Genomic DNA, 25,581 nt, shown 5'->3' with positions numbered 1-25,581 from the left:
GACGGTGAGGCTGAATGATCACGGTTGTCGGCTGGGACGGGGTCGAGCTGCCGGCCGGGGCCGCGGGCAGGCTGCGCGAGGCGGAGCTCGTCGTGGGCCCCGCCGCCATTCTCGGCCGGCTCGGGGTCGACGGGCGCGCCGCGGACGACGGCGACGTGCTCCAGGCCCTCGACGGCCATCTCGGGCAGGACCGGGGCCCGGCCGTCGTGGTCGCCGAGGGCGATCCCGGCTTCTTCGGAGTCGTCCGCACATTACGGGCGCACGGCCTGCGGCCGGACGTCCTGCCGGCCACCTCGCTGATCAGCCGCGCCTTCGCCTGCGCCGGGCTCAACTGGGAGGACGCCCTCGTCGTCGCCCCCTCCGGCCCCGGCCGGCTCGCCCGCGTGGTGAACGCCTGCCGCGCCCATCCCAAGGTCGCGCTGCTCGTCGCGCCCGGCGTCGGCCCCGCCGAGATCGCCAGGGAGCTGGCGCCGACCACGCCGCGCGCCCTGATCGTCTGCGAGGACCTCGGCGGCCCGGGACAGCGCGTCACGCACAGCCGCATGGGCGAGGCCACCACCCGGCCGTGGAAGGACCCCGACGTGGTCCTCGTCATCGACCCGCTGCACCGGCCCGGTCAGCCGGGCTGGGTGGCCGGGGCGCAACCCGGCCCGGCGGAGTGGGCGCTGCCGTGGGAGAGCGGGCTGCCCGCCGAGGTGCGGGCGTTCGTCCTGGCCAAGCTGGGTCCCCGGCTCGGCGACCTGGTCTGGGACGTCGGCGCGGGCGAGGGGGAGATCGCCGTCGAGTGCGCCAGGCTGGGCGCGGCCGTCGTGGCGGTCGAACGCGACCAGTCCGCCTGCGCGCGGCTGCGTGCCAACGTGCTGGCCCACGGCGTCAAGGTCGCCCTGACCAGGGGGCAGGCGCCCGCCGCGCTCGAACCGCTGCCCGATCCCGACGCCGTCTTCGTCGGCGGGGGCGGCGACGACGTGGTCGCGGCGTGCGCCGCCCGCGGCCCCCGCGCGCTGGTGTGCGCGCTCGGCACGGCCGAGCGGGCGGTGGCCGTGCTGGAACTGCTGCGCGGGCTCGGCTACCGTGGCGAGGGCACGCGGATCCAGGCGTCCGCCCTGACGCCCGGCGCCGGCGGTTCCCACCGTCTGACCGCGGCGGATGCCGTCTTCGTGGTGCACGCCAGGCCCGAGCACGCAGCGTGACCTGTCCCCCACGGGCACGCATCGGTTATCCTCGCGTGACTTTGTCTACGCACCGGAGATCCCTCAATGAAGCCGCCGCTCCTGCTGATCGGGCAGGGCTCGAACGATGACGCCTACGCCGCGGAGTTCGGCAGGTTCGTCCACCGGCTGCGCTGCCGCCTCGACCACACGGCCGTCGACGTCTCCGGCGGCTATCTGGAACGCGCCACGCCGCGCCTGAGCGACTCCGTGGCGTCCCTGATGGCGCGCGGCCACCACCGTCTCGTCGCGCTGCCGCTCAGTCTCAGCAAGGTGGATGAGGAGTTCCCCGCCGCGATGGCGCTCGAACAGCAGCGCCACCCCACCCTCATGTACGACTACGGCCGTCCCCTCGGCCCCGACCCGCGCGTGCTGGCGCTGCTGGCCGACCGGCTCGGCGAGGCCGCCGCCGAGATGGCCAGGCCGCGCCCCCTGGAGCTGGTCGGCGCCCGGCCCCGGCTGCGCGCCGTCGACACCCTGGCCCTCGACGACGTCCCCGGCCAGGTCGAGCCGGGTGAGACGGCGGTCGTGCTGGTCGGCGAGGGCTCGACCGACGCCGCCGCCAACGCCGAGGTCCACCGGGTGTCGCGGCTGTTCTGGGAGACGCACGCCTACGACTACATGACCGTCGAGACCGCGTTCGTCTCGGTGACGCCGCCCGGCGTGCCCGGCGGGCTCGAACGCTGCCGCCGGCTGGGCGCCAAGCGGGTGATCGTGGTGCCGTACCTGCTGTTCGCGGGCGGCCTGCTGGAGCGCGTGTGGGCGCAGGCCCTGGCGTACGGCGCGGGCCACCCCGACCTCGACATCCGCTGCGCCGAGGTGATCGGCGACTGCGAGACGCTGGCCGACGTCGTGATCGACCGGTACGAGGAAGCGCTCCAGCTCGTCCACTGACGCTCCAGCTCGTTCACCAAATGTCACTAAGTGGAGGTGTCCGTGCTCGCCGAGACCCTGGCGGCCATCCGTCCCGCCGACCCCGAGGCGCTCGCCGAGGCCCGCGCCCACCAGGACCGGCTCACCAAGCCGCGCGGCGCGCTCGGGGCCCTGGAGGAGGTGGCCGTACGCCTGGCGGGCGCGTCCGGCGTCTGCCCGCCGCCCATGCCCGAGCCGGCCGCCCTGGCCATCTTCGCGGCCGACCACGGCGTGCACGCGCGCGGCGTCAGCCCGTGGCCGCAGGAGGTCACGACGCAGATGGTCGCCAACTTCCTGGCCGGCGGCGCGGTCGCCAACGCCTTCGCCGCCCAGGTGGGCGCGTCCGTGACGGTGGTGGACGTCGGCGTCGCCACCGACCTGCCCGACGCCCCCGACCTGGTCAAGCGCAAGGTCGCGTACGGCACCGCCGACCTGTCGCGCGGCCCCGCCATGAGCGTCGACCAGGCCGTCAGGGCGCTGGAGGCGGGCATCGCCGTGGCGCAGGAGCTGATCGACAAGGGCGCCCGCTGCCTGATCACCGGCGACATGGGCATCGCCAACACCACCGCCTCGGCCGCGCTGATCTCGGTGTTCACCGGCAAGGACCCGGCCGAGGTGACCGGCAGGGGCACCGGCATCGACGACGCGACCTACGACCACAAGGTGGAGGTCGTCCGGGAGGCGCTGCGGGTGAACGGGCTGCCCGGCGGCACCGGGCCGAGCGACGCCCTGCGCGCGCTGGCCGCCGTGGGCGGCTTCGAGCACGCGGCCATCGCGGGCTTCGTGCTGTGCGGCGCGGCCAACCGGGTGCCGGTGATCCTCGACGGCGTCATCGCCGGCTCGGCCGCCCTGGTCGCCGCCGCCCTCGACCCCCACGTCAGCGTCCACTGCGTGGCCGGCCACCGCTCGGCCGAGCCCGGCCACGCCGCCGCGCTCGACCATCTCGGGCTGCGCCCGCTGGTGGACCTGGAGCTGCGGCTCGGCGAGGGCACCGGCGGCCTGCTCGCCCACCCGCTGGTGTGCGCGGCCGTACGGGTGATGCACGAGGTGGCCACGTTCGACTCGGCGGGGGTCACGGAAAAGCCCGTGTGATGATGGGGGACACTCGAAACAGCACGTGAGGTGAGCAGTGTCCCGGTACGGTCCCATGTTCGGCCCTGACATCACGTTCCTCGGCGTGGACCGCTGCGACGTCGCGGACCCGGCCGGCTACGCCGGCGCCGACGTGGTGATCATCGGTGCGCCCTTCGACGGGGGCACCTCCAACCGGCCGGGCGCCAGGTTCGGGCCGATGGCGCTGCGCCAGACCTGCTACCTGCCGCACAACGGGTCCCGTCCGAGCCTGGCCCTGCGCGTCGACGCCCTGCGCGACCTGCGGGTGCTCGACGCGGGCGACGTCGAGTGCTACTCCGGCGACGTCGAGGGCTCGCTGGCCGCCATCGAGGACGCGGTGCACCGGATCGCCTCCTCCGGGGCCGTGCCGGTGGTGCTCGGCGGCGACCACACCGTCGCGCTGCCGGACGCGCGGGGCACCGCCAGGGCGTACGAGCCGGGCCGCACCTCGATGATCCACTTCGACGCGCACGCCGACACCGGCGACATCGAGTTCGGCCACCTGCACGGGCACGGCCAGCCGATGCGGCGGCTCATCGAGTCCGGGGCCATCCGGGGCGACAGGTTCCTGCAGATCGGGCTGCGCGGCTACTGGCCCGAGCCCGAGACGCTCGACTGGATGGCGGCGCAGCGCATGCGCTCGTACGAGATGACCGAGATCGTGACGCGGGGGCTGGAGGAGTGCCTGACGGAGTCGTTCGGGATCGCGCTCGACGAGTGCGACCAGGTCTTCCTGTCCGTGGACATCGACGTCTGCGACCCCGGGCACGCCCCCGGCACCGGCACGCCCGAGCCCGGCGGCCTGTCGGCCAGGCAGCTCCTCGACGCCGTGCGCCGGATCTGCTACGAACTGCCCGTGGCCGGGATGGAGGTGGTCGAGGTCTCGCCGCCGTACGACCACGCCGACATCACCGCCTTCCTCGGGAACCGCGTTATTCTTGAGGCACTCTCGGCCATGGCCAGACGCCGCAAAGACGCTCAGGGCGGGCCACGCTGGGACCCGTCGCAGCCTCTTCTTGACGGCCGTTGAGCCATGCGCAGCGAACGACGCACGGTGAGCCGGTAGGTTTACCTCCAAACACAACCTTCGCGAACGGGAGATTCCCCCCATGGGTCCCTACCTCCTCGGCCTGCGGCTTTCCGGCCGCCGGGTGCTCGTCGTGGGCGGCGGCCGCGTCGCGCAGCGGCGCGTCCCCGCGCTGCTCGAGGCCGGTGCGGAGGTCACCGTGGTGTCCCCGGCCGTCACCCCGGCCCTCGACGACCTGATCGCGACCGGCCGGGTCACCTGGCACGCGCGGCCGTACGAGGTGGGCGACTGCGACGGCGCCTGGCTCGTGCAGGCGTGCACCGACGTCAGGTCCGTCAACGCCGCGGTCGCCGCCGAGGCCGAGGCCAAGCGGGTGTGGTGCGTGCGCGCCGACGACCGCGACGCCTCCGCCGCCTGGACCCCCGCCGCCGGCCGGGTCGACGAGATCAGCGTGGCCGTCACCGCGGGCGGCGACCCGCGCCGGGCCGCGGGCATCCGCGACGCGGTCGTCGGCGCGCTGCGCGACGGCATGGTCGACGCCCGCCGCAACCGCACCAAGCCCGTCGGCGTGGCCCTGGTCGGCGGGGGCCCCGGCGACCCCGGCCTGATCACCGTGCGCGGGCGGCAGCTCCTCGCCCAGGCCGACGTCGTGGTGGCCGACCGGCTCGCGCCCCGGGCGCTGCTCGACGAGCTCGCCCCCGACGTCGAGCTGATCGACGCCGCCAAGGTGCCCTACGGCAGGTCGCTGTCCCAGGAGAAGATCAACGAGCTGCTGGTCGACCGGGCCAGGCAGGGCAAGTTCGTCGTCCGGCTCAAGGGCGGCGACCCCTTCGTGTTCGGGCGCGGCGGCGAGGAGATGATCGCCTGCGCGCAGGCCGGCATCCCCGTGCTCGTCGTCCCCGGCATCACCAGCGCCGTCGCGGTCCCGGCAGCGGCCGGGGTGCCGGTGACGCATCGCGGGGTGAGCCAGGAGTTCCACGTCGTGTCCGTGCACGTCGCGCCCGACCATCCGGCCTCCACCGTCGACTGGCCCGCCCTGGCCCGATCCCAGGGCACGCTGGTGCTCATGATGGCCGTCGAACGGCTGCCGAAGGTGGCCGAGGCGCTGCTTCGAGACGGACGTGCGCCGGAGACTCCCGTAATGGTGGTACAGGACGGTACCCTTCCGACCCAGCGGGCGGTAATCGCACCGCTTTCCACCGTGGCCGACCGCGTGTCCGCGGCTGGGATACGGCCTCCGGCGATCGTCATCGTCGGCGACGTCGTGCGGGTCGGCCAGGAGGTCGAGATGGTTCGAGCGGAGCGCTTGCCGTGAACACCGCCATGGATGACGGGCGGCACGAGTCGCTGGGGGAGCAGACGTTGAGCTTCCGCCCGGTGACGGACGACGACCTGCCCGATTCCGGGACTCCCGCGGGTCCGCCGTCTGCGGCCCCCTCCGGCTCGCCGTCTGCGGCCCCCTCCGGCTCGCCGTCTGCGGCCCCCTCGGGCCCGCCGTCTGCGGCTGACGCGGGGGCGCCGTCCGCGGCTTCCGGGGGGCCGTCGGCCTCGGGGGAGCCGTCGTCCGCCGCTGCCCGGCCATCGCTGTTCCAGCCGTCGCCGCGCGCCGACGAGCCCGTCCTCCCTCGGCGGCCCACCGCCCCGCGGCTCCCGGCTGCTGCGCAGGAGCCCTCCGCCGGTACGGACGAGCCCGGCCCGTCCACGGGGCCCAGCCTCTTCACGCCGTCCCGTCCGGCCGACCGTCCGAGCCTCTTCACCCCGGCCCGCGCCGCCGAGCCACGTGAGGGGGACGAGACGCGTCCGAGGCCCGCTGCCTTCTGGGAACGAGCCCCCCAGGAACCGGACGCCGCCCCGTCCCCGGAGACCGAGCCGACGCCCGCGACCCCGAACGCCGCCGCCGCCGACAGCGGAGAGACGCCTTCCGACGCCGCCCCGGACACCGACGCTGCCCCCGACGCCGGTCCCCGGCCCGACGACGACCCCGCTCCTGAAGCCGAAGCGGCGCTCCCCGCGGAAGGCGACGCCGGCCCCGGCGAGGCGCTGGACGCTGACGACAACCGCGCCGTCGCCGACCCCAGCGTCCCCGCCACCTCCGTGGCCACCGAAGACACCACCGGCTTCGACGCCTTCTCCCCGGCCGTCGATGTCCCCTCCGGCGCCGACTACCCCACCGACCCGGGAGACCTGGCGGAGGAGGAGCCCGACTCCGAGGCCGACACCGACGACGTTGCGTCCACCGTCGAGACCGATGACACCGAAGCGACCGCCGACGACCCCACCGACACCGCCCCGGACACCGACGCCGACCAGGACGTCCACCCCGACGCGGATGCCGTCGTCCCGGCGAACGGCGACCCCGAAACCGACCCCGAAACGGACGACCACGCCGACCCGGAAACCGACACGGACGCCGAGGCGAACGCCGAGGCTGACGCGGACACCGAGGCTGACGCGGACACCGAGGCTGACGCGGACACCGAGGCTGACGCGAACGCCGACGGCGCCACCGACACCGACGCTGAGGACGACGCGGAAACCGACGCCGTAGCGGAGCCGGAAGGTGCGCCGGAGGAAGGGACGCGGGTCAATGAGTTGCCGGCCGAGGTCGTCGAGGCGATGACGTCGGCGCTGAACGCGTTGCGCGAAAGCGTGTCCGACCTGCGCTTCAGCCTCGACCTGCCGGGAGCCGAGGAGGCCAGGCAGGCGCGGGCCGACCTGCTGGCCCAGCTGGAGAACTACGTCCTGCCCAGGGTGCGCACCAACACGGCCCCCGCGCTGATCGTGATCGCCGGCTCCACCGGCGCGGGCAAGTCCACCCTGGTCAACTCCCTGGCCGAGCGGAACGTCTCCCGCACCGGAGTGCGCCGCCCGACCACCGGCACCCCCATCCTGGCCTGCCACCCCGACGACCAGAAGTGGTTCGCGGAGGGCGAGCTGCTCAGCGGCCTCGAACGGCTGGACCGGCCCTCGCCCGACAGCGAGACGAGCGGCCTGGTCGTCGTGACGACCGAGAAGCTTCCGCAGGGCGTCGCGTTGCTGGACACTCCCGACATCGACTCGGTCGTCGAGGAGCACCACGAGATCGCCCACCGCATGCTCGACGCCGCCGACCTGTGGATCTTCGTGACCACCGCCGCCCGCTACGCCGACGCGCCCGCCTGGAGCCTCCTGCGCCTGGCCAAGGAGCGCGGCGCCCGCCTGGCCATCGTGTTGTCGCGGGTGCAGCCCCGGTCGGCCGACGTCGTGCTCAAGCATTTCGTCCGCATGCTGACCGAATACGGCCTGGGCGACATCGACCGGTTCGTGATCCACGAGGCGACGGTGGCCGACGGCAGGCTGCCCGACAGCGAGGTCACCGACCTGCGCATGTGGCTGGCCGAGCTCTCGGTCGACGAGGCGCGCCGGGCGCAGGCCGTGCAGGAGACCCTGAACGGGGTGCTCAACAGCTTCCGCACCCGCGTGCCCGCGCTGGCCAGGCATCTGGAGGGCCAGGCGGCGTTCCGGGCCGAGCTGCGCAGCGACGTCGAGGCCGCCTACCTGGGCGCGCTGGCCGAGATCGACAAGGCGTCCAAGAACGGCTCGCTGCTGCACGGCGAGGTGCTGGCCCGCTGGCAGGACTTCGCGGGCTCCGGCGACCTCATGCGCTCGCTGCAGTTCGGCAGGAGCGGCAAGGCGGGCAGGCAGACACCCGAGCGGGTGACGGCGTTCAAGGCGGCGATCCGGGCCGGGCTGGAGTCGGTGATCGTCGCCGCGGCCAACCGCGCCGCCGAGGAGGTGGTCGCGCGCTGGCGGCACCGCTCGGAGCTGGGCGCCAAGCTCGCCGACGGGCTCGACCGCCCGTCGGACAACCTGCTGCGGCACGCCGGGCGCGCCATCGCGTCCTGGCAGGACCACCTGAACGAGCTCGTACGCACCGAGGGCGTGACCAAGCGCTCGGTGTCCAAGCTCGTCTCGTTCGATCCCGACGCGCTCTCCCTGATCTTCACGGTCGCCATGTTCAGCGGCGGCGACGGGTCGGGCGTGCCGCACCGGCTCGTCAACGCGCTGCTCGGCGCGGAGTCGCTGCGCGGCATCGGCGCCAAGGCGCTCAGTGACCTGCGAGCCAGGATCGGCATGCTGTTCGACGAGGAATCCATGCGTTACGTACACGCTCTCGACTCGGCGGGCATCCCCGACGAGTCCGTCGCGACCCGCCTCTACCAGGCGACGTACAACCTTGAGGTCGCCCGATGACGACGACCACGCCCCCGAGGGCGGGCCTCGCGCCGAGGTTGTCCGCGCTCAACAAGGTGGTGGAGCTCGGTCCGGGGCGGCTCGACCAGAAACTGCTCACCGAGGCCGGCGCGCTGCTGACGCGGTCCGGCGACCGGCTCAAGCTGTCGTCCGAGCACACCGTGGTCGCCCTCGCGGGCGGCACCGGCAGCGGCAAGTCGTCCCTGTTCAATGCCATTTCGGGTCTTGAGCTGTCGCCCACGGGCGTACGCCGTCCGACGACGGCCCGTACCCACGCCTGCGTGTGGGGGCTGGAGGGCTCGGCGCCGCTGCTCGACTGGCTGCAGATCCAGCCGCGCCACCGCTTCTCCCGTACCAGCGCGCTCGACAAGGGCGACAGCCAGCTCCACGGGCTGATCCTGCTCGACCTGCCCGACCACGACTCGATCAGGGCGCTCAGCGACAACGAGGCCGACCGGCTCATCGGGCTGGCCGACCTGGTGGTGTGGGTGCTCGACCCGCAGAAGTACGCCGACGCCTCCACCCACCGGCGCTACGTGACCGAGCTGGCCGGGCACGACGCGGTGACCGTGTTCGCGCTCAACCAGGCCGACAAGCTCTCCGCGGCGGAGCTGGCCGAGCTGGTCATCGACCTCAACGACCTGCTGCGAAGGGAAGGCGTCGAGCATCCCAGCGTCGTACCCACCTCGGCCGTCACCGGGCGCGGCGTCGAGAGCCTCAAGAGCGTGATCGCGACCGCCGTCGGCCGCCGCCGCGCCGCCATCCAGAAGCTGGAGGCCGACCTTCAGCGGATGGAGCAGCGGCTTGGCGAGGCCATGCCGCTCGGCGACGCGCTGCTCGTGCCGTCGTCGGTCGACGAGGCGCGCAGGATGGGGCTCACCGACGCGCTCTGCGACGCGATCGGCGTCCCCGCCGTCGGCGAGGCCATGGAGAACGTCTACGCCGAGCGTTCCAGCCAGTGGGTCGGCTGGCCGTATCCGCGGTGGTTCGCCAAGTTCCGTCCGGATCCGCTGAAGAGCCTGCGTCTCGAAGACGTCGGCGACGAGATCCGCGGCATCACGACCGGCTCGGTGAGCGCGCATTCCGCCGAGGTGGCCAATGCCGTGCAGGCGCTCACCGACGGCTTGTCGGCCGGGATGGACCCGGTGTGGCGGACCGCGGTGCAGCAGGCCGCGCGCTCGCACGCGTCCCGGCTGCCGAAGGCGCTGACCGAGGAGCTCACGGAGGTGGCGCCGCGCCTCGACCGGGTGCCCGGCTGGTGGCGGCTGCTCAAGGTCTGGCAGTACCTGCTGGTGGTGGCGTTCGTGGCCGGGGTGGTGTGGCTGGTGGCCGGGCTGACCGTGCCCGCGCAACTGCCCGCGACCCTGCAACTGGTCGGCGACGGCGCGGCGCTGCCGTGGGTGGCGCTCATGATCGCGTCCGTCCTGGGGCTGGGGGCGTTGTCGGGTATCGCCTCGCGCAACTTCGTGGAGCTGGGGGCCTCGCGGGAGCGGGAACGTCTGGAGCGGGAGATGCGCCGCAGGGTGTCGACGGTGTCGGCGAAGCTGGTGGTGGAGCCGGTCGAACGCGAGCTCGGCCGCCATCACGCCTTCTACACGGCCCTGCGCGACCTCTCGGGCTGATCTTCCTCTTCCCGTACGCCACCTGCGCGACCCGGCCTTCATCCACAGCCGCGGTCCCTCACCGTCCCCTCATCCACAGAACGGCGTTCGCCGCCACCCCGCCCGGCCTGCTTCAGGCACCGTGTTCCCAGGTCGCGGGCAGTCCGCCCGCCGCATGGGAGGCACGGATGAACGACATCTACATCACGCTCACCGGAAACGTCGCAGCAGAGCCACGGCAGTACAGCTTCGACGACGGCACGAGGGTCACGTCGCTGAAGGTGTTCACCTCGCACCGCTACTTCGACAGGAAGACCGGGCAATGGACCGACGGTGAGCGCGTCTGTTTCACGGTCCGCTGCTGGCGTGCGCTGGGCGACAACGTCGCCGACTGCGTACGGGCGGGGCAACCCGTCGTCGTGTCCGGCAAGCTTCGCATCCGCGAGTTCGGCGCGGAAGGCGACCGCCGGTTCATGCCGGAGATCGAGGCCAGTGCGGTCGGGCACGACCTGCGCTGGGGCACCGGCGTCTTCACCAAGCCGGAGCGCGGGGGCGGCCTGGGCTCGATGACCAAGGAGATGCGCGAACGCCTCGACGAGGAGACCCAGGACTGGGCGATGGGCACCAAGCCCGTCCGCCCGTCCTCCCTCCACCCGACCGCCGACCCATCGGTCCCCGCGACCGCCGACGCCCCCCGAAGCGCACCCGCGCAGCCTCACGACGACAACGCCGGGCCGGACGCCGACCTCACGACGCTGGCCATAGCCGCCACCGACCCCGACGCCGCCACCCCGCAACCGAACGCACGTCCCGAACCCCAGTCCGACCCCGCCGCGGATGACGACACCACTCCCGGCACGATCACACCAGAGCAGCCGGGCCGCGGTTCGTCAGCCAAGGCCGCCACGGTCCGCGTCCTGGGCGCGTCCAGCAAGCCCCGGACGAAGACACAGACACCGGAGAAGGCCGCAGCCTGACACCATCGCCACCTGACGGCTGAGGCACCTACACCCAGTGGATGCTTCCGCTGTGACGGATACCTGGCCGCCGCTCACGAGGGCGGGCGTCTTCATGCCGACATAGGCAATCCGCCATGAAGACACCCGCCCAACCTGATCAGCACGCTCGCCGCGACGCCCCTACAACCCCACCCGCCAGGTGTGCCCACATCGAGGACACAGGGGGCGGCCGATCAAGCGAAAACCCGCCCCCGGCACAGCGCCAACCCGCCGGCTGCACACCCACCTGCACTGCGCCCGGAGGTGCGTTGCCTCGTTGGGGGCCGGGCGGGTGTCCAGGCGTCTGCTGGGCCGCCTGTTGGCGCAGGGGTCGCCCACGGGAGTCGCCTACCGGTGACGTCCGGATGTGCGGGCGGCCAATGCCGGGCCGGCACAACGGTGAGGCGGGATCCTGGCCCTGATGCCTGCCTCCGGCGGTGCTCGGGCTCGGGCACGCGCAGGCGTCGAAGCGGATGCCATCGCGCGGACATACAGCGTCCTCAGGCGGCGACGCGCACGTGGGCAAGCGCGGGCAAGCCCGATGTGACGGCAGTCGTATGTGTGATGCACTCCTTGATTGCGTAGGCCCAGACGCGCTGGTCATCGAGTTCCTCGACGGACCGGATGAAGGAGTGGTACGACCGATGGTTCACCGGCCATCGGTCAGGGGGAATGCGATCGGGGCGGAGGGCAGCAGCCGATGAGTCGTCGCCCCGCGCAGGGGACGGCCAAGGGGAGGGGGAGGGGCATCGGCTGATGGCCCCGATGTCACCCCGAAGGGGGCCGATGGAGTGTTTGTCCGTGTCAGATACCTAGAGCATGGGTCATGTCCAGGTCACGCCCCGCACCATGGTTGCTCCTTTCCGGCACTGCCCGCTCGCGGAGTGAGCGGGCGTGGTCGTTTCAACGTAGCGGTTCCCATCGCATAACGCACACTCCGCAATTATTGTGTTACACATCGTTAGTCAGGGAGGAGACGAGATGGCGGCGACCAGTCACGCCACGATCAAGTCTCGCGACGGTGTGTCAAGAATGGCCGGTCGTTGGCCATTGCTCGGGCAACGGCGCCCGCTTGTGGCGTATCTGTGCGCCATTGTCGCCCTAGATGCCGTCGCGATCACCTTGTTCACGAGATCTACCGAGTTCCACTGGCCGGATTTGCTGACCTTTGCCGCTCTCATGGCGTGTGGCGCGGTCTGCATCGAGGCCAGCAGGCGTCTGGGCATGCCCGCCGGGGTCTCGCGTGACCTGTTGTCGGCCTGGTGGCTGCCGGTCGCTCTGCTCCTGCCGCCGGTCTACGCCCTCTTTGCGCCGATCGTGCTGCAGATCCTTCTCCAGGTGCGCGTGCGCGCCACAGTTCTCTACCGCCGGGTGTTCAGCTCGGCGGCCATCGGCCTGGCCGGCTGCACGGCGTCGGTCGCCTTCCACTGGGTCGTCCCCGACCCCTGGGTACTGACGCGGGGGAGTGGGCCGCCGATCGCCTACGCGGTTGCGGCCGCCGTGCTGTTCTCCCTGCTCAACATCGGTCTCATCGCGGTGGCGGCGCACACGTCCGATCCTGAGGGGTCGTGGCAGGAGGTGTTGTGGAACCGGGAGAGCGTCCTGCTGGACGTCGTCGAGCTGTGTCTCGGGGTCACGGTCTCGATCGGGTGCGGGCTCAACCTGGCTCTGCTGGTGCTCGCGTTGCCGCCGGTCGTCCTGCTGCAGCGCAGTCTGTTGCATGCGCAGTTGCAGGCCGCCGCCCGTACCGACTCGAAGACCGGGCTGCTCAACGCGGCCGCCTGGCAGCGGGAGGCCGACACCGAGATCCTGCGGGCGCGCCGCAGCGGTGACACGCTGGCGCTGCTGATCATCGACATCGACCACTTCAAGCGGGTGAACGACGCCCACGGGCATCTGGTCGGCGACGAGGTGCTGGCCGGGGTGGCGGCCATGTTGCGCAGGGAACTGCGGGAGTCCGACGTGGTGGGGCGGTTCGGGGGTGAGGAGTTCGTCGTCCTGCTGCCGGGGGCTGACTCCGACGAGGCGCGGCAGGTCGCGGAGCGACTTCGTACGCACATCGGGCACATGGCCATCCCGGTGGACGACGTTCTGATCCGGATCACGATCTCGGTCGGGGTCGCGTTGATGTGCGTGCACGGTGACGATCTGATCGATCTGCTGGCCGCCGCCGACCTGGCTCTCTATCGGGCCAAGGAGCTAGGCCGGGACCGTGTGTGCATCCCCGTCGTCCAGCCGCCGCAACCGCCGTCGCCCGAGGAGCAAGCCGTGTGACGTGCCGTGACGCACGCGGTGCGGTGCGCGGTGGGATGCGCGGGGAATGCGGGCAGGCGCCTGCGGGGCGGATGGATCAGGGGCCTGCCCTTGGGTTGTGGCCTGGACGTCAGGGTGTGGTGACGCCGTCGCAGGTGACGAGGCGGACGGCGGGAGCCGAGACGATCTGGACATGGGGTACGCCGGGGACCTCGACGTTGAGATACCCGCCCTCGATGGCGAACCGCACTCCTTCCACGGTCGACACCTGGCGGCCCTCGGACTTCGTCAGCGTGTAGCCGTCGAGGAGTTCGACGGTGCCGTTTCTCCAGGTGGGGTTCATGCCTGCACCTCCGGGAAGTCCAGCTCGGGCTGGGCGAGGTGGTTGAAGTAGTTGGACAAGGTGTTCAGGGCGATGTGGCCCACGATCTCGGCGAGCTCCGCGTCCGAGACGCCGGCGGCCCGTGCGGCGTCCAGGTCCGCGTCGCTCACCGCGCCGCCCGTGTGCATGATCGCCTGAGTGATCGCCAGGACGGCGGCCGTGTGCGGCTCGTCGTCCGCGCCCTGGCGGGTCTGGAGAAGTTCCTCGTCGGACATGCCCATACGACGTCCGCGCATGGTGTGGGCGCTCACGCAGTACGTGCAGTGGTTCTCCTGGGCGACCAGCAGGGCGATCTGCTCCCTCAGTCTCGGGGTGAGGACGCCCGAGCTGAGGTGTTCGCGCATCGCGAGATAGCCGGCCAGGGCGGCTGGGCCGTTGGCGAGGGCGGCGTACAGGTTGGGGACCTTGCCGAGCTGGCGGCGGGTCTGGTCCAGCAAACCGTCGTTGTCTTCTGTCAGTTGCGGAAGGCGGGACATGAGGTCTCCAAACGGTACTGATCAGTTCCATCTGGGCAAGACGATACCGAACGGTTCCGTTTCAGGGAAGCTCGGGATAGCTTGGCGGTATGCCCACACGTGCACGTGAACGACTGCTCGACGCCGCCGAGGACCTCTTCTACGCGGAGGGGATCAGGGCGGTGGGCGTCGAGCGGATCCTGAGCGTCTCGGGGGTGGGCCGTGCCTCCCTCTACCGGCATTTCCCGAGTAAGGACGACCTGGTCGTGGCCGTACTGCGACGGCGGGACGAGCGGTGGCGGGCCTGGCTGGCCGAACGCGTGGAGGCTCTGGGCGGCCATCCGCTGGACGTGTTCGACGCCCTGGCCGAGCGGTTCGCACGGGCGGATTTCCGTGGGTGCGCCTTCATCAACACCATGATCGAGACGGCGGATCCGGACAGTGCGGCACATCGGGTGGCGGCCGAGCACAAGGAGCGCGTGCGGGCGTACGTCTCGGGATTGATCGAGCGCGACGGCCGGGCCGATGCCGCCGAGCTGGCGCACCTGTTCGTCCTGCTGGTGGACGGGGCCATCGTCACGGCGGTACGTGAGCGCTCGACCCACCCGGCACAACGGGCACGAGCCGCAGCCACCGCCCTCCTCGCAACGGCGGGCACCCCCACGGAGACGACCGCGCAAGCCGCGACTCAGGGGGCCGCGACCTAGGAACCGTGGTGAAGGCGGCCGTGCTGGAGGGGGCTCTGGCAAAGGGCGTCGGGGCAAGGGAGGCCCTGACCAGGGGGCCGGGGAGGGGCTGACGGGGGTCGCGGGCGGCTGAGGCCGGTGCTGTTAGCCGCCCATTACGCCCCTGGGGCGGGCCAGGGACTGGGACGTCATGGGCGTTCCAGCGCACGTGGGCGTCAAGGGTTCACGGGGGCGTCAAGGGTTCGCCTGGCGTCAAGGGGTGCGACACGCGGGCATCGCCATGCTCGCCACCGCGGAGACCGCCGTGGGGACCATCGCAGAGGGCGCCGTGACTCAAGGGCGTGACCTGGGAAGCCGTGGTGAAGAAGGCCGAGGTAGAGGAGGGCGTGCGGGAGGGCATGGCGAGGGAGGCCGTGGCCAGGGGCCAAGGAGGACCGGCGGGGCTCCCGGTCCCGCTGAGGTTTGGGGGGAACAGCGTTCGTCCCCAAGGCGGGCCTGGCTGCCGTCGGGGGTTCAGCGTGTGAGGGCGGCAAGAGGGCGGTGCCGGGACGTCACGGCGTTCGGGGGAGGTGGGGTTGGAGGGGTGGGGGTGCAGGAGGGAGCGGGGACGGGCGGAGGTGAAAGGGGCTGGGCGGCGGAAGCCTGCGTGTGCAGCCTCTAAGCTAGGGAGCATGCCGGAGTACATCTACACGCTGCAGCGCGTGCGCAAGGCGCACGGCGACAAGGTTGTCCTTGACGACGTCACGCTGTCGTTCCTGCCCGGAGCCAAGATCGGTGTCCTGGGGCCGAACGGCACCGGGAAGTCGACGCTGCTCCGGATGATGGCCGGCCTGGAGCAGCCGTCCAATGGCGACGCCAAGCTGATGCCGGGCTTCACGGTCGGCATGCTCCAGCAGGAGCCGCCGCTCAACGAGGAAAAGACCGTTCTGGGCAACGTGCAGGAGGGTGTCGCCGAGACGATGGCGATGCTCGAGCGCTACAACCAGATCGCCGAGCAGATGGCCACCGACTACAGCGACGAGCTGCTGGAGGAGATGGGCAAGCTCCAGGACCAGCTGGAGCACCGCAACGCGTGGGACCTCGACAGCCAGCTGGAGCAGGCGATGGACGCCCTGCGCTGCCCGCCGCCCGACGCCGAGGTGAGCAAGCTGTCCGGTGGTGAGCGCCGCCGCGTGGCGCTGTGCAAGCTGCTGCTTGAGGCCCCCGACCTGCTGCTGCTCGACGAGCCCACCAACCACCTCGACGCCGAGAGCGTGCAGTGGCTGGAGTCGCACCTGGAGAAGTACGCCGGCACGGTGCTGGCCGTCACCCACGACCGGTACTTCCTGGACAACGTGGCCACCTGGATCCTGGAGCTCGACCGCGGTCGCTGCTACCCCTACGAGGGCAACTACTCCACCTACCTCGACATGAAGGCCCAGCGCCTCAAGGTCGAGGGCCAGAAGGACGCCAAGCGCAAGAAGCGCCTGGAGGACGAGCTGGAGTGGGTGCGCTCCAACCCCAAGGCCCGCCAGACCAAGAGCAAGGCCCGTCTCCAGCGGTACGAGGAGATGGCCGCCGAGGCCGACAAGTTCCGCAAGCTGGACTTCGAGGAGATCCAGATCCCGCCGGGCCCGCGTCTGGGCACCACGGTGATCAAGGCGGACCACCTCACCAAGGGCTTCGGCGACCGCCTGCTGATGGAGAGCCTGACGTTCGACCTGCCGCGTAACGGCATCGTCGGTGTCATCGGCCCCAACGGCGTCGGCAAGACCACGCTGTTCCGCATGATCACGGGTGGGGAGACGCCGGACACGGGGTCGATCACGATCGGCGACACCGTGAAGATCTCCTACGCCGACCAGAGCCGGGGCGGCATCGACCCGAGCAAGAACGTCTGGGAGGTCGTCTCCGACGGGCTCGACCACATCAAGGTCGGCAATGTCGAGATGCCGTCGCGGGCCTACATCGCGGCGTTCGGGTTCAAGGGGCCCGACCAGCAGAAGAAGGCGGGGGTGCTGTCGGGCGGCGAGCGTAACCGGCTCAACCTGGCGCTCACCCTCAAGCAGGGCGGCAACGTCCTGCTGCTCGACGAGCCGACCAACGACCTCGACACCGAGACGCTGTCGTCGCTGGAGAACGCGCTGCTCGACTTCCCGGGCTGCGCCGTGATCACCTCGCACGACCGGTGGTTCCTCGACCGCATCGCCACCCACATCCTCGCGTGGGAGGAAGGCTCGAACTGGTTCTGGTTCGAGGGCAACTTCGCCGACTACGAGAAGAACAAGATCGAGCGTCTCGGCGCCGACGCGGCCCGTCCCCACCGGGTGACGTACCGCAAGCTGCACCGCGACTGACGGACACGTCTCATCCGGCACCGGGACGAACGTCTCATTCCTGCGACGAGCGGCGGGCCCCTCCAGGGGCGCGCCGCTTTTCGCGTGTTCCGGCAAGGCCGATCAGCGTTCGGCCTCGGTGAGGACGGTGCAGCGTTCAGCCTCGGTCGGGAAGGGCGCTCGGGTCCGGGCGGGTGGTTCGGGCTCGGTCGGGAGGGTCAATGTTCGGGCTCGGGTGGGATGGTTCGGGTGGCTCGGTCGGGATGGTTCGACCTCGGTCGGAGGGCAGCGTTCGACCTCGGTCGGGAGGGGCAGCGTTCGGGCTTGGGTGGGATGGTTCAGGGTTCGCCCTCGGTAAGGACGGGTCAGCTTTCGGCCTCGGTCAACGCCACCTGGACGGGGGTGGGGGTGGTGCGTCGCCATGGACCGTTGAACAGCAGGATCGCGGGGACGAACAGCACGAGGCAGCCCAGCGCCACGAACAGCCACGTCTGCCAGCTCGTGGCCGCCACGACGTGCGGGATGACCAGCAGCCCGACCACCGCGATCGCCTTGCTCAGGAAGCCGAACAGCCCCCAGGCCGTGCCCTGCAGGCGCGGGTCGGCGTCCTCGGCGTCCTCGGAGTAGTTGGCCATCCAGGGGGCGTAGGCGACGCCGAGTGAGCCGCCGAGCAGGGCGCCGACCACCATGAGCGTGCCGGTGGAGACGCCTTCCTGGCCGAGCGCGACGGCGAGGTAGGCGGTGACCAGCACCGCGGCGATCGTCCCGGCGAGCGAGAACGGCTTGCGCAGTTGCAAGCGGTCCGACAGGCGGCCGGTGACGATCAGCGTGACCAGGTTGAGGCTCCAGAACGCGGCCATGATCGTGGACGCCTGCGCGCTGCTGATGCCGAGCGCGCCCACCAGCATCGTCTGGCCGAACAGCGACAGCGTGATGTAGAGGACCAGCCAGAGCGAGATGCCGACGACGTGGGCCCAGATGTTGCGCCGGGCGAACAACGACCGGACGGTGGGCGGGCGCCGCAGGTCGACGACCTCCTCGGCGGCCCGTTCGGTGTGCTGGATCCTGGCCCGGAGCTCGGGGGACAGGTCGGCGATGTTGAACGCGATGACCGCCGAGATCACCAGCGAGAAGCAGCCCATGATGACGAACTGCGACCGCCACGACTCGTCGAAGATCGGCAACGTCCAGCCGGCGACGGCGGCGGCCAGGAAGTTCGCGCCCACCGGGCCCCACGTCCAGAACCCGAACGCCTGCGCCCGTCCGAGCCGCGGCGAGAAGTCGCGGATCAGCGGGGCGGTGGAGGCCATGGCGACGCCGTCCACGAAGGCCAGCAGGATGCGGGCGATCAGCAGGTCGCGCGGGCTGTGCACGAGCGTCATGGCGAAGCAGCACACGGCGGTGAGGGCCATGAGCGGGATGAGCAGGCGGACCCGGCCGACCCGGTCGGTGAGCCGTCCGCCCAGGATGGAGGCCACGGCCCCGGCCACCGCGGCCGCCCCCGACACCGCGCCGTACGTGGCCAGGGACATGTTCAGGTCTTTGAGCAGCAGGGGTACGACGGGCGCGATCTGCCCTTCGTAGGAGCCGATGAGGATGGCCAGGACGGCCATGGTGAGGATCTTCATCCGGCGGGCGCCGGTCGGGTACTCGTCGAGCTCGCGGACGTAGGACAGCCTCATGACAAGCCTTTCTGTCGAGCCTAGGCCCCCCGTCATGAGTTCTAGAAGCTAGCTCTAGAATCCATTTCTGAGATGCTGCTCCTCACATCGGCCGGCGTCAAGAGTGCGTACCCGGTATCAGATGATTAGAATCAAATTCTAGGATTCGTTCGTAGTAAGGAGCCGGGCGTGGACCTGGAACTTGACGGCCTCGACGTGACCTTCGACCACACGGCCGTGGCCGCTCCCCGGATCAGGGACCTGCTGCCGATCTACCGCGACCTGCTCGGCGGCCGTCATCTGGGCGGCGGCGGGGACAACCGGATCAGCGGGTACCGCACGCTGCAGCTCACCTACTCCAACGGGAGCAAGGTCGAGCTCATGGAGCCGCTGACCGGGTCCACGTTCTTCGACAGCTTCTTCGAGCTGACGCGGGGGCGGGGCGGCGTCCATCATCTGAACTTCCACGTGGGGGACATGGACGCGGCCGTCGCCCGGCTCACCGGGCGCGGCTACCGGCTGCACGGGCTCAACAGGGCCGACGCACGCTGGCAGGAGGTGTTCCTGCACCCCAAGGAGGCGCACGGCGTGCTCATCCAGCTCGCCTGCCCGGGGTTCCGTGACCCGGACGAGGCCCGTCCGACGCTGGAGGAGGTGCTGGCGGGACGCGGCCGCAACGGCGACGGCATCCCCAGCCCCTGAGCCGCCGAGGCTTCCCCGGAACCGAACCTAGCTCTAGAGTGCAATTCTAGAACTAGAGTGGGGAGGCCCATGAAACCGGCACCGAAGCCAACGCCCGAGACCCAGCCGTTCTGGGACGGCACGGCCGCGGGAGAGCTCAGGATCCAGCGCTGCCAGACGTGCGCGCGGCACTACTTCTACCCCCGCCCGAGCTGCCCCCACTGCGGCGGCGGCGACGTGGAGTGGGTGCGCGCGACGGGCCGCGCGACCCTGTACTCGTACGTGATCAACCATCGCCCCGCGCCCGGTTTCGAGGCCGATGGGCCCTATGCCATCGCCGTCGTGGAGCTGGAGGAGGGCGTGCGGATGATGACCAACATCGTCGGCGTGCCCAACACCCCCGAGAACCTGCCGTTGGACATGGAGCTGAAGGTGGTGTTCGAGCGGCGCGGCGAGGTGCACGTGCCGCTCTTCGAGCCCGCGGAGGGCGCCCGATGAACATCGTGATCGCCGGGGCGGCCGAGACCGACGAGATCGGCCGCCTGCCGGACCGCTCCACCTTCCAGCTCCACCTGGAGGCCGCGCGCAACGCCCTCGCCGACGCGGGCATGACGAAACACGACATCGACGGCATCGCCACGGTCGGCACGCCCGGCCCGATCCAGGTCGCCCACGCCCTCGGCATCACGCCCTCCTGGCTCGACGGCACGGGCGTGGGCGGCTCGTCGTTCCTGTTCCACGTGCGGCACGCCGCCGCCGCCATCCGGGCCGGGCTGTGCCGTACCGTGCTGATCACACACGGCGAGTCGGGGCGCTCGCGCGTCGGCGCCGGGCGGTGGGGGCTGGGCGCGGACTCGCTGCTCGGGCAGTTCGAGCTGCCGTACGGGGTGGTCGGGCCGCCGACGTCGTTCACCGTCACGGCGCTGCGCCACATGAAGGAGACCGGCCTCACCCACGAGCAGCTGGCCGAGGTGGCGGTCGCGCAGCGCCGCTGGGCCTCCCGGAACCCGCGGGCCATGTACCGCGACCTGATCACGGTCGAGGACGTGCTCGCGTCCAAGCTCGTCGCCTACCCCTTTCACCTGCTGGAATGCTGCCTGGTGACGGACGGCGGCGGCGCGCTGGTCGTCACCTCCGAGGAGCTGTCGCGCCGCTCGCCGGTGTACCTGCTCGGCTCCGGCGAGGCCATGGACGCGCCGATGGTCTCGCAGATGGAGGACTTCACCACCTCCAAGGGCTTCCGCCTGTCCGGCCGGGCCGCCTTCGCCGAGGCCGGGATCTCCCACGACGACGTCGACCACCTGATGGTGTACGACGCCTTCGCCCACGTGCCCATTTACGGTCTGGAGGACCTGGGCTTCGTCGGCCGGGGCGAGGCGGGGGCGTTCATCGCCGAGGGGCACACCTCACCCGGCGGCCGGCTGCCGATGAACACCAACGGCGGCGGCCTGTCCTACACGCACACCGGCATGTACGGCATGTTCGCCATCCAGGAGTCGGTGCGGCAGCTCAGGGGCGAGGCCGCGGCCCAGGTGCCGGACGTGGAGGTGAGCGTGGTGCTGGGCAACGGCGGCATGTTCGCCTCCGCCGCCACGCTCGTCCTGGCCTCCCGGTTGCCCTAGGTTCCGCACCCGGCCGTCCGGGCAGGCGAGCCCGGACGGCCGATGGAACGGGATGGAACGGAACGGAACGCCTCTCCATCGGAAGCGGAAGATTCCTGAGAAGAGGAGACGGCGATGCCGAAGTTCATGGACGTGCACAGTGGTTTCGTCGGTGTCACCGAGGAGCAGTTGCGCGAGGCCCACGAACGGGACCTGGCGGTCGAGGGGGCCGAAGGCGTGCACTTCGAGCGGGCCTGGCTCGATCCGGACTCGGGCAAGGTGTTCTGCCTGTCCTCGGGGCCGTCGAAGGAGGCGGTGATGCGGGTGCACGAGAAGGCCGGCCATCCCACGACGGAGGTCTACGAGCTGCCCGTCGAGGTCGAGTAGCCACGACCCGGCCCCCGGACCGGTGACGGCCGCCCGCGCTGCTGCGGACGCGGGCGGCCGCCACCGAGACGCCCTGAGCCACGAGCTCCCGGGCGCGCGAGCCCACGAGAAACCGCCAGGCGGGGGAGGGTGCGAAAAAGCGTGCGGGCGGGCGCGTCGGGCGCCCGGATGCGCGCGGGGGCCGTACTAGATTCGTCGGGTGAGCACGGGAGCCGCGCGCGGGCTGGGGCGGTTCGTCAACGGCGAGTCGGTCTACGGGACCATCCTGACGGCCGGCGTCGTCTCCGGGCTCTCGCACTGGATCGCCGACCCGGCCGAGCTGCTGGCGACCGCGATCGGCACGGTCATCGTGTTCTGGATCGCGCACGCGTTCGCGGAGATCGTCGGCGACCGGTCGCCGGACGTGCGCAAGGCGGTGCGGGGCGCGGTGACGCGGTCCACGGGCATGTTGTGGGGGCTGGTCCCGCTCACGGTGATCCTGTGCGTGGCGATGACCGGCGTGATGTCCGTGGACGCGTCGGTGTACCTGGAGATCGGCGTGTCGGTCGTCCTGCTCACCGTGCTCGGCTTCTTCGCGGCGGCGCCCAAGACCGACCGGCTCTGGATCCGGCTGCTCTGCGGAGCGGGCTCGGGCGCCCTGGGAGCCGTGATGATCCTGCTGAAGAGCCTTGAGCACTGAGCAGGGGCGGGGACAGGTCAGGAGGGCGGCGGACGCCAGGTGATGAGCGCGTCCAGGGCCTCGACGCGGGAGCCGGTGACCAGGAGCGGGTTGATCTCCAGGGACTCCAGGCCGTCGCCCAGGCTCTCGGCGAACGCGGCGATCCCGGCCACCACGTCGGCCACCGCGTCCAGGTCGGCGGGCTCGGTGCCTCTGGCGCCGTCCAGCAGGGCCGCGCCGCGCAGCTCGGACAGGGCCCGGCGGACCTCGCCGGCGTCCACCGGCAGCACGCGCAGGGCCGCGTCCCGCAGCACCTCCACCCAGACGCCGCCGAGCCCGACCGCCAGGGTGAGCCCCCAGGCCGGGTCGCGCACCACGCCCGCCAGCAGCTCGATCCCGCCGCCGCGCTGCGGCTGGACCAGGACGCCCGCGTCGGGGGCGTGCGCCCGCGCCGCGGCCACCACCTCCCGGTACGCCTGCCGCACCTCCTCCGGGCCGGACAGCCCGAGCCGCACCCCGCCGATGTCGCTCTTGTGCCCGAGCCCTTCGGCGGCGGCCTTGAGCACCACCGGGTAGCCGAACCGTTCGGCCGCGGCCACCGCCGCCGCCTCGTCCGCCGCGGTCTCGGACGGCACGACAGGCAACCCCGCGGCGGCGAGCAGGGCGGCGGCCCGGTGCTCGGCCCACACGCCGTGCGCCCCCTCGGGCGCGCCCCCGGACACGCTCCCGGATCCGCCGGTGCCCGCCGCCCGCCCGGCCGGGCCGCCGCCGGTCAGGGCCCTGCGGTGGGCCTCCGACCAGCGCACCGCCGCGCCGAGCGCGGTCAGGCCGTGCTCGATCCCGCCCATGACGTACGGGAACCCGGTCTCCCGCTGCACCTGCCGGCCGAACTCCGTGACGTCGGTCAGCACGTTGCTCACCACCACGACCGGCACCGGCGACTCGGCGATGCGCCGCGCGCTGGCCTGGTACATGGCCAGGACGGGCGCGGGGTCCGCAGGGGCGATCCTGGGCGGTTCGGACAGCAGCATGACCAGGTCGATGCCGGGATCGGCGGTCACCGTCTCCAGGGCGCGGCCGAGCAGGGTGCGGTCGACGAGGACGTAGCCGGTGACGTCGAGCGGGTTCTGCACGGTGCCGAACGACGGCACGATCCCGGCCAGCTTCTCGACCGTGGCCGCGGCGAAGGGCGGCAGCTCCAGGCCCTCGTCCTCGGCCCGGTCCGCGATGATCTCGGACGCGCCGCCGGACGGGGTGACGACGCCCACCCGGCGGCCGGGCAGCGGGCCGGTGGCGGCCAGCAGCCCTGAGGTGATGATGAGGTCCTCCAGCGAGCGCACCCTGATCACGCCGAGCTGGCGCAGGGCGGCGTCGATGACGTCGTCGTCGCCCACGAGTGCGCCCGTGTGGGCCTGCGCGGTGTGCGAGGCGAGCCGGCTGCGGCCGATCTTGAGCGCGACGATCGGCTTGCCCGCCACCAGTGCCCGGCGGGCGACCCGGGAGAACTCGGCCGGGTTCCTGATCGTCTCCAGGAACAGGGCGATGACCCGGGTCGCCGGGTCGTCCACGAGGTAGTCGACGACGTCGGTGACCGTGACGACCGACTCGTTGCCCATCGAGGTCAGCAGGCTGATGCCGACGTTGCGGGCCTGGGCGAAGCCGAGCACCGAGCTGGCCAGCGCGCCGCTCTGCAGCACCACGCCGACCGACCCGCGCAGCAGCGGCTCGGGGACGGGCAGCCCGTACGGGGTCACGTCGGCGGCGGCGTTGATGTAGCCGTTGCCGTTCGGCCCGAGGATCGTCAGGCCGTTCTCGCGGGCGAACCCGGCGATCTCCGCCTCCAGCCGCGCGCCCTCCGCGCCGGCCTCCCCGAACCCCGCCGTGAGGATCACGTAACAGCCGATGCCCAGCTTGGCGCCCTCCTTCAGCACGCCGAGCACGGCGGCCGTCGGCACCATGACGTAGGCCAGGTCGACGGGGGAGGGGATCTCGGCCAGGCTGCGGAAGGCCGGCGATCCGTGCACCACCCCGCCCCTGGGGTTGACCAGGTGGACGGGCCCGGAGAAGCCGTGGGTGCGCAGGTTCAGCAGCGTGCTGACCGACCAGCCCGACTTGTCCGTGGCCCCCACCAGGGCGATCGAGCGCGGGTTGAACAGTGCCTCGACCGACATGGACTACTCTCCGATCAGGCCGAGCCTGGCGTGGCCCTTGATGAGGTTGCGGGCGATCGTGCGGCGCTGGATCTCGTCGGTGCCCTCGAAGATGCGCAGCAGGCGCAGCTCCCGGTACCACCGCTCGACCGGCAGCTCCTTGGTGTATCCCATGCCGCCGTGGATCTGCAGCACCCGGTCCACGACCTGGTTGGCCATCACGGCGCCGTTGAGCTTGGCGATGGAGGAGGCGTGCCGGGCGTCCATGCCCTGCTGCACCTGCCAGGCCGCGTGGAGGGTGAGCCACTTGGCCGCCTCGATCTCCACCTGGGAGTCGGCGATCATCCACTGGATGGCCTGGTACTCCGAGATCGTCCGGCCCATCGACTTGCGGATCTTGGCGTAGTCGATGGCCATCTGGAGCATGCGCTCGGCGGAGCCGATGGCACGGGCCGGGATCATGTACCGTCCTTGCCCGATCCACTGCATGGCAAGCTCGAAGCCCTTGCCGAGCTCGCCCAGGATGTTCTCCTCGGGCACCCGCACGTCCTGGAACACCAGCGCGGCCGGTCCCCACTCGCCCATGGTCGGGATGGGCTCGGACTTCCAGCCCATGTCCCGGTCGACCAGGAAGCACGTCACGCCGTGGCCCTCGGCCACCGCGAACACCATGACGAAGTCGGCCTCGCTGCCGCCGGTGATGAACGTCTTCTCGCCGTTGATCACCCACTCGGCGCCGTCGCGGGTGGCGCGGGTGCGGATGTTGCGGGCGTCGGAGCCGGCGCCCGGCTCGGTGATCGCGAAGCAGGACCGCCGTTCGCCCTCGATGGTGGGGACGAGGTAGCGCTGCTTCTGCTCGTCGGTGCCGGCGTAGAGGATGTTGTCGGCGCTGCCGCCGAAGGAGAAGGGCACGAACGTGCGGCCCATCTCCATGGCGATGATCGCGGACATGATCGGGCCGAGCGCCGCGCCGCCGTACTCCTCGGGGGTGTTGATGCCCCAGAAGCCCGACTTCCTGGCCTTGGCGCGCAGGTCGCGCACGACCTCGGGGTCGAGCCCCGGACGCCCTTCGCGCTCGTTGCGCAGGACCTCCGGCTCCAGCGGCATGATCTCTTTCTCGATGAAGGCACGCACGGTGTCGCGGATCTGCCGTTCCTCCGGGCTGAGCGAGAAGTCCACGGCCGCCTCCTGAATTTCTAGAATCAGTCTCTAGTACGCGATTCTAACCCCCGCGCGGCCCTGGTCAAGAATCAGATTCTA

Annotated in this window: 21 protein-coding genes; 16 read left to right on the top strand and 5 right to left on the bottom strand. The window is 71.6% G+C overall.

Annotation, left to right across the window (positions count from 1 at the left end; genetic code table 11):
* The first annotated feature begins 14 nt into the window (after positions 1 to 14).
* The 9 genes from ABT158_RS34160 to ABT158_RS34120 all read left to right on the top strand — a co-directional run bounded on the left by ABT158_RS34160 (position 15) and on the right by ABT158_RS34120 (position 13,366).
* Complete coding sequence (locus tag ABT158_RS34160) at positions 15 to 1,190, top strand: bifunctional cobalt-precorrin-7 (C(5))-methyltransferase/cobalt-precorrin-6B (C(15))-methyltransferase (protein ID WP_352360601.1); 1,176 nt, start codon at positions 15 to 17, stop codon at positions 1,188 to 1,190.
* A gap of 66 nt (positions 1,191 to 1,256) precedes the next feature.
* A complete protein-coding gene (locus ABT158_RS34155) occupies positions 1,257 to 2,102 on the top strand; it encodes a sirohydrochlorin chelatase (protein ID WP_352360599.1) in 846 nt (281 codons plus the stop codon).
* A 42-nt stretch (positions 2,103 to 2,144) separates the two neighbouring features.
* Positions 2,145 to 3,212, top strand: coding sequence for a nicotinate-nucleotide--dimethylbenzimidazole phosphoribosyltransferase (gene cobT, locus ABT158_RS34150; protein ID WP_502911589.1), 1,068 nt, complete (start codon positions 2,145 to 2,147; stop codon positions 3,210 to 3,212).
* A gap of 55 nt (positions 3,213 to 3,267) precedes the next feature.
* A complete protein-coding gene (gene speB / locus ABT158_RS34145; protein WP_352360597.1) occupies positions 3,268 to 4,263 on the top strand; it encodes an agmatinase in 996 nt (331 codons plus the stop codon).
* 79 nt (positions 4,264 to 4,342) lie between these two features.
* A complete protein-coding gene (gene cobA, locus ABT158_RS34140) occupies positions 4,343 to 5,575 on the top strand; it encodes a uroporphyrinogen-III C-methyltransferase (RefSeq protein ID WP_352360595.1) in 1,233 nt (410 codons plus the stop codon).
* Complete coding sequence (locus ABT158_RS34135) at positions 5,572 to 8,493, top strand: dynamin family protein (protein WP_352360593.1); 2,922 nt, start codon at positions 5,572 to 5,574, stop codon at positions 8,491 to 8,493. The genes cobA and ABT158_RS34135 overlap by 4 nt, the downstream gene beginning before the upstream one ends.
* Positions 8,490 to 10,115 carry a YfjP family GTPase gene (locus ABT158_RS34130; RefSeq protein ID WP_352360591.1) on the top strand — a complete coding sequence of 542 codons (1,626 nt, stop codon included), beginning with the start codon at positions 8,490 to 8,492 and terminating at the stop codon, positions 10,113 to 10,115. Before ABT158_RS34135 ends, ABT158_RS34130 begins: the two co-directional genes overlap by 4 nt.
* A gap of 167 nt (positions 10,116 to 10,282) precedes the next feature.
* A complete protein-coding gene (locus ABT158_RS34125; RefSeq protein ID WP_352360588.1) occupies positions 10,283 to 11,071 on the top strand; it encodes a single-stranded DNA-binding protein in 789 nt (262 codons plus the stop codon).
* Between the two features lie 1,200 nt (positions 11,072 to 12,271).
* On the top strand, positions 12,272 to 13,366 hold the full coding sequence (locus ABT158_RS34120; RefSeq protein ID WP_352360586.1) for a GGDEF domain-containing protein: 1,095 nt from the start codon (positions 12,272 to 12,274) through the stop codon (positions 13,364 to 13,366).
* A 109-nt stretch (positions 13,367 to 13,475) separates the two neighbouring features.
* Here ABT158_RS34120 and ABT158_RS34115 read toward each other — a convergent pair whose 3' ends face one another.
* On the bottom strand, positions 13,476 to 13,688 hold the full coding sequence (locus ABT158_RS34115) for a hypothetical protein (protein ID WP_352360584.1): 213 nt from the start codon (positions 13,686 to 13,688) through the stop codon (positions 13,476 to 13,478).
* Positions 13,685 to 14,203: a carboxymuconolactone decarboxylase family protein gene (locus tag ABT158_RS34110; RefSeq protein WP_352360582.1), complete on the bottom strand. Its 519-nt coding sequence runs from the start codon at positions 14,201 to 14,203 to the stop codon at positions 13,685 to 13,687. The genes ABT158_RS34115 and ABT158_RS34110 overlap by 4 nt, the downstream gene beginning before the upstream one ends.
* Before the next feature lie 89 nt (positions 14,204 to 14,292).
* Between ABT158_RS34110 and ABT158_RS34105 the strand changes: the two genes are divergently transcribed.
* Together ABT158_RS34105 and ettA are read left to right on the top strand one after the other, a co-directional pair.
* The gene (locus ABT158_RS34105) at positions 14,293 to 14,889 is read left to right on the top strand and encodes a TetR/AcrR family transcriptional regulator (protein WP_352360580.1); all 597 of its coding nucleotides are present in this window, start codon (positions 14,293 to 14,295) and stop codon (positions 14,887 to 14,889) included.
* A gap of 650 nt (positions 14,890 to 15,539) precedes the next feature.
* Positions 15,540 to 17,204, top strand: coding sequence for an energy-dependent translational throttle protein EttA (ettA, locus tag ABT158_RS34100; RefSeq protein WP_352360578.1), 1,665 nt, complete (start codon positions 15,540 to 15,542; stop codon positions 17,202 to 17,204).
* 344 nt (positions 17,205 to 17,548) lie between these two features.
* On the opposite strand, the gene ABT158_RS34095 is transcribed toward ettA, so the two are convergent.
* Complete coding sequence (locus tag ABT158_RS34095; protein WP_352360576.1) at positions 17,549 to 18,865, bottom strand: MFS transporter; 1,317 nt, start codon at positions 18,863 to 18,865, stop codon at positions 17,549 to 17,551.
* A 168-nt stretch (positions 18,866 to 19,033) separates the two neighbouring features.
* On the opposite strand from ABT158_RS34095, the gene ABT158_RS34090 reads away from it, so the two are divergent.
* The 5 genes from ABT158_RS34090 to ABT158_RS34070 all read left to right on the top strand — a co-directional run bounded on the left by ABT158_RS34090 (position 19,034) and on the right by ABT158_RS34070 (position 22,192).
* Positions 19,034 to 19,546 (top strand): VOC family protein, encoded by a 513-nt coding sequence (locus ABT158_RS34090; protein ID WP_352360575.1) that lies wholly within the window; start codon positions 19,034 to 19,036, stop codon positions 19,544 to 19,546.
* 69 nt (positions 19,547 to 19,615) lie between these two features.
* Complete coding sequence (locus tag ABT158_RS34085) at positions 19,616 to 20,023, top strand: Zn-ribbon domain-containing OB-fold protein (protein WP_352360573.1); 408 nt, start codon at positions 19,616 to 19,618, stop codon at positions 20,021 to 20,023.
* Positions 20,020 to 21,147 carry a thiolase C-terminal domain-containing protein gene (locus ABT158_RS34080; protein WP_352360571.1) on the top strand — a complete coding sequence of 376 codons (1,128 nt, stop codon included), beginning with the start codon at positions 20,020 to 20,022 and terminating at the stop codon, positions 21,145 to 21,147. Before ABT158_RS34085 ends, ABT158_RS34080 begins: the two co-directional genes overlap by 4 nt.
* A 114-nt stretch (positions 21,148 to 21,261) precedes the next feature.
* Positions 21,262 to 21,513 carry an SCO4226 family nickel-binding protein gene (locus ABT158_RS34075; RefSeq protein WP_352360569.1) on the top strand — a complete coding sequence of 84 codons (252 nt, stop codon included), beginning with the start codon at positions 21,262 to 21,264 and terminating at the stop codon, positions 21,511 to 21,513.
* Between the two features lie 199 nt (positions 21,514 to 21,712).
* A complete protein-coding gene (locus tag ABT158_RS34070) occupies positions 21,713 to 22,192 on the top strand; it encodes a hypothetical protein (RefSeq protein WP_352360567.1) in 480 nt (159 codons plus the stop codon).
* 17 nt (positions 22,193 to 22,209) lie between these two features.
* On the opposite strand, the gene ABT158_RS34065 is transcribed toward ABT158_RS34070, so the two are convergent.
* Positions 22,210 to 24,342, bottom strand: a complete 2,133-nt coding sequence (locus ABT158_RS34065; RefSeq protein WP_352360565.1) for an acetate--CoA ligase family protein — start codon at positions 24,340 to 24,342, stop codon at positions 22,210 to 22,212.
* A gap of 3 nt (positions 24,343 to 24,345) precedes the next feature.
* A complete protein-coding gene (locus tag ABT158_RS34060; protein ID WP_352360563.1) occupies positions 24,346 to 25,500 on the bottom strand; it encodes an acyl-CoA dehydrogenase family protein in 1,155 nt (384 codons plus the stop codon).
* Between the last annotated feature and the right edge of the window lie 81 nt (positions 25,501 to 25,581).

The sequence above is a fragment of the Nonomuraea sp. NPDC001636 genome, from assembly GCF_040298265.1.
Lineage (GTDB): Bacteria > Actinomycetota > Actinomycetes > Streptosporangiales > Streptosporangiaceae > Nonomuraea.
Note: the sequence above shows the minus strand (reverse complement) of the source record. Positions and strands in the feature narration are given on the sequence as shown.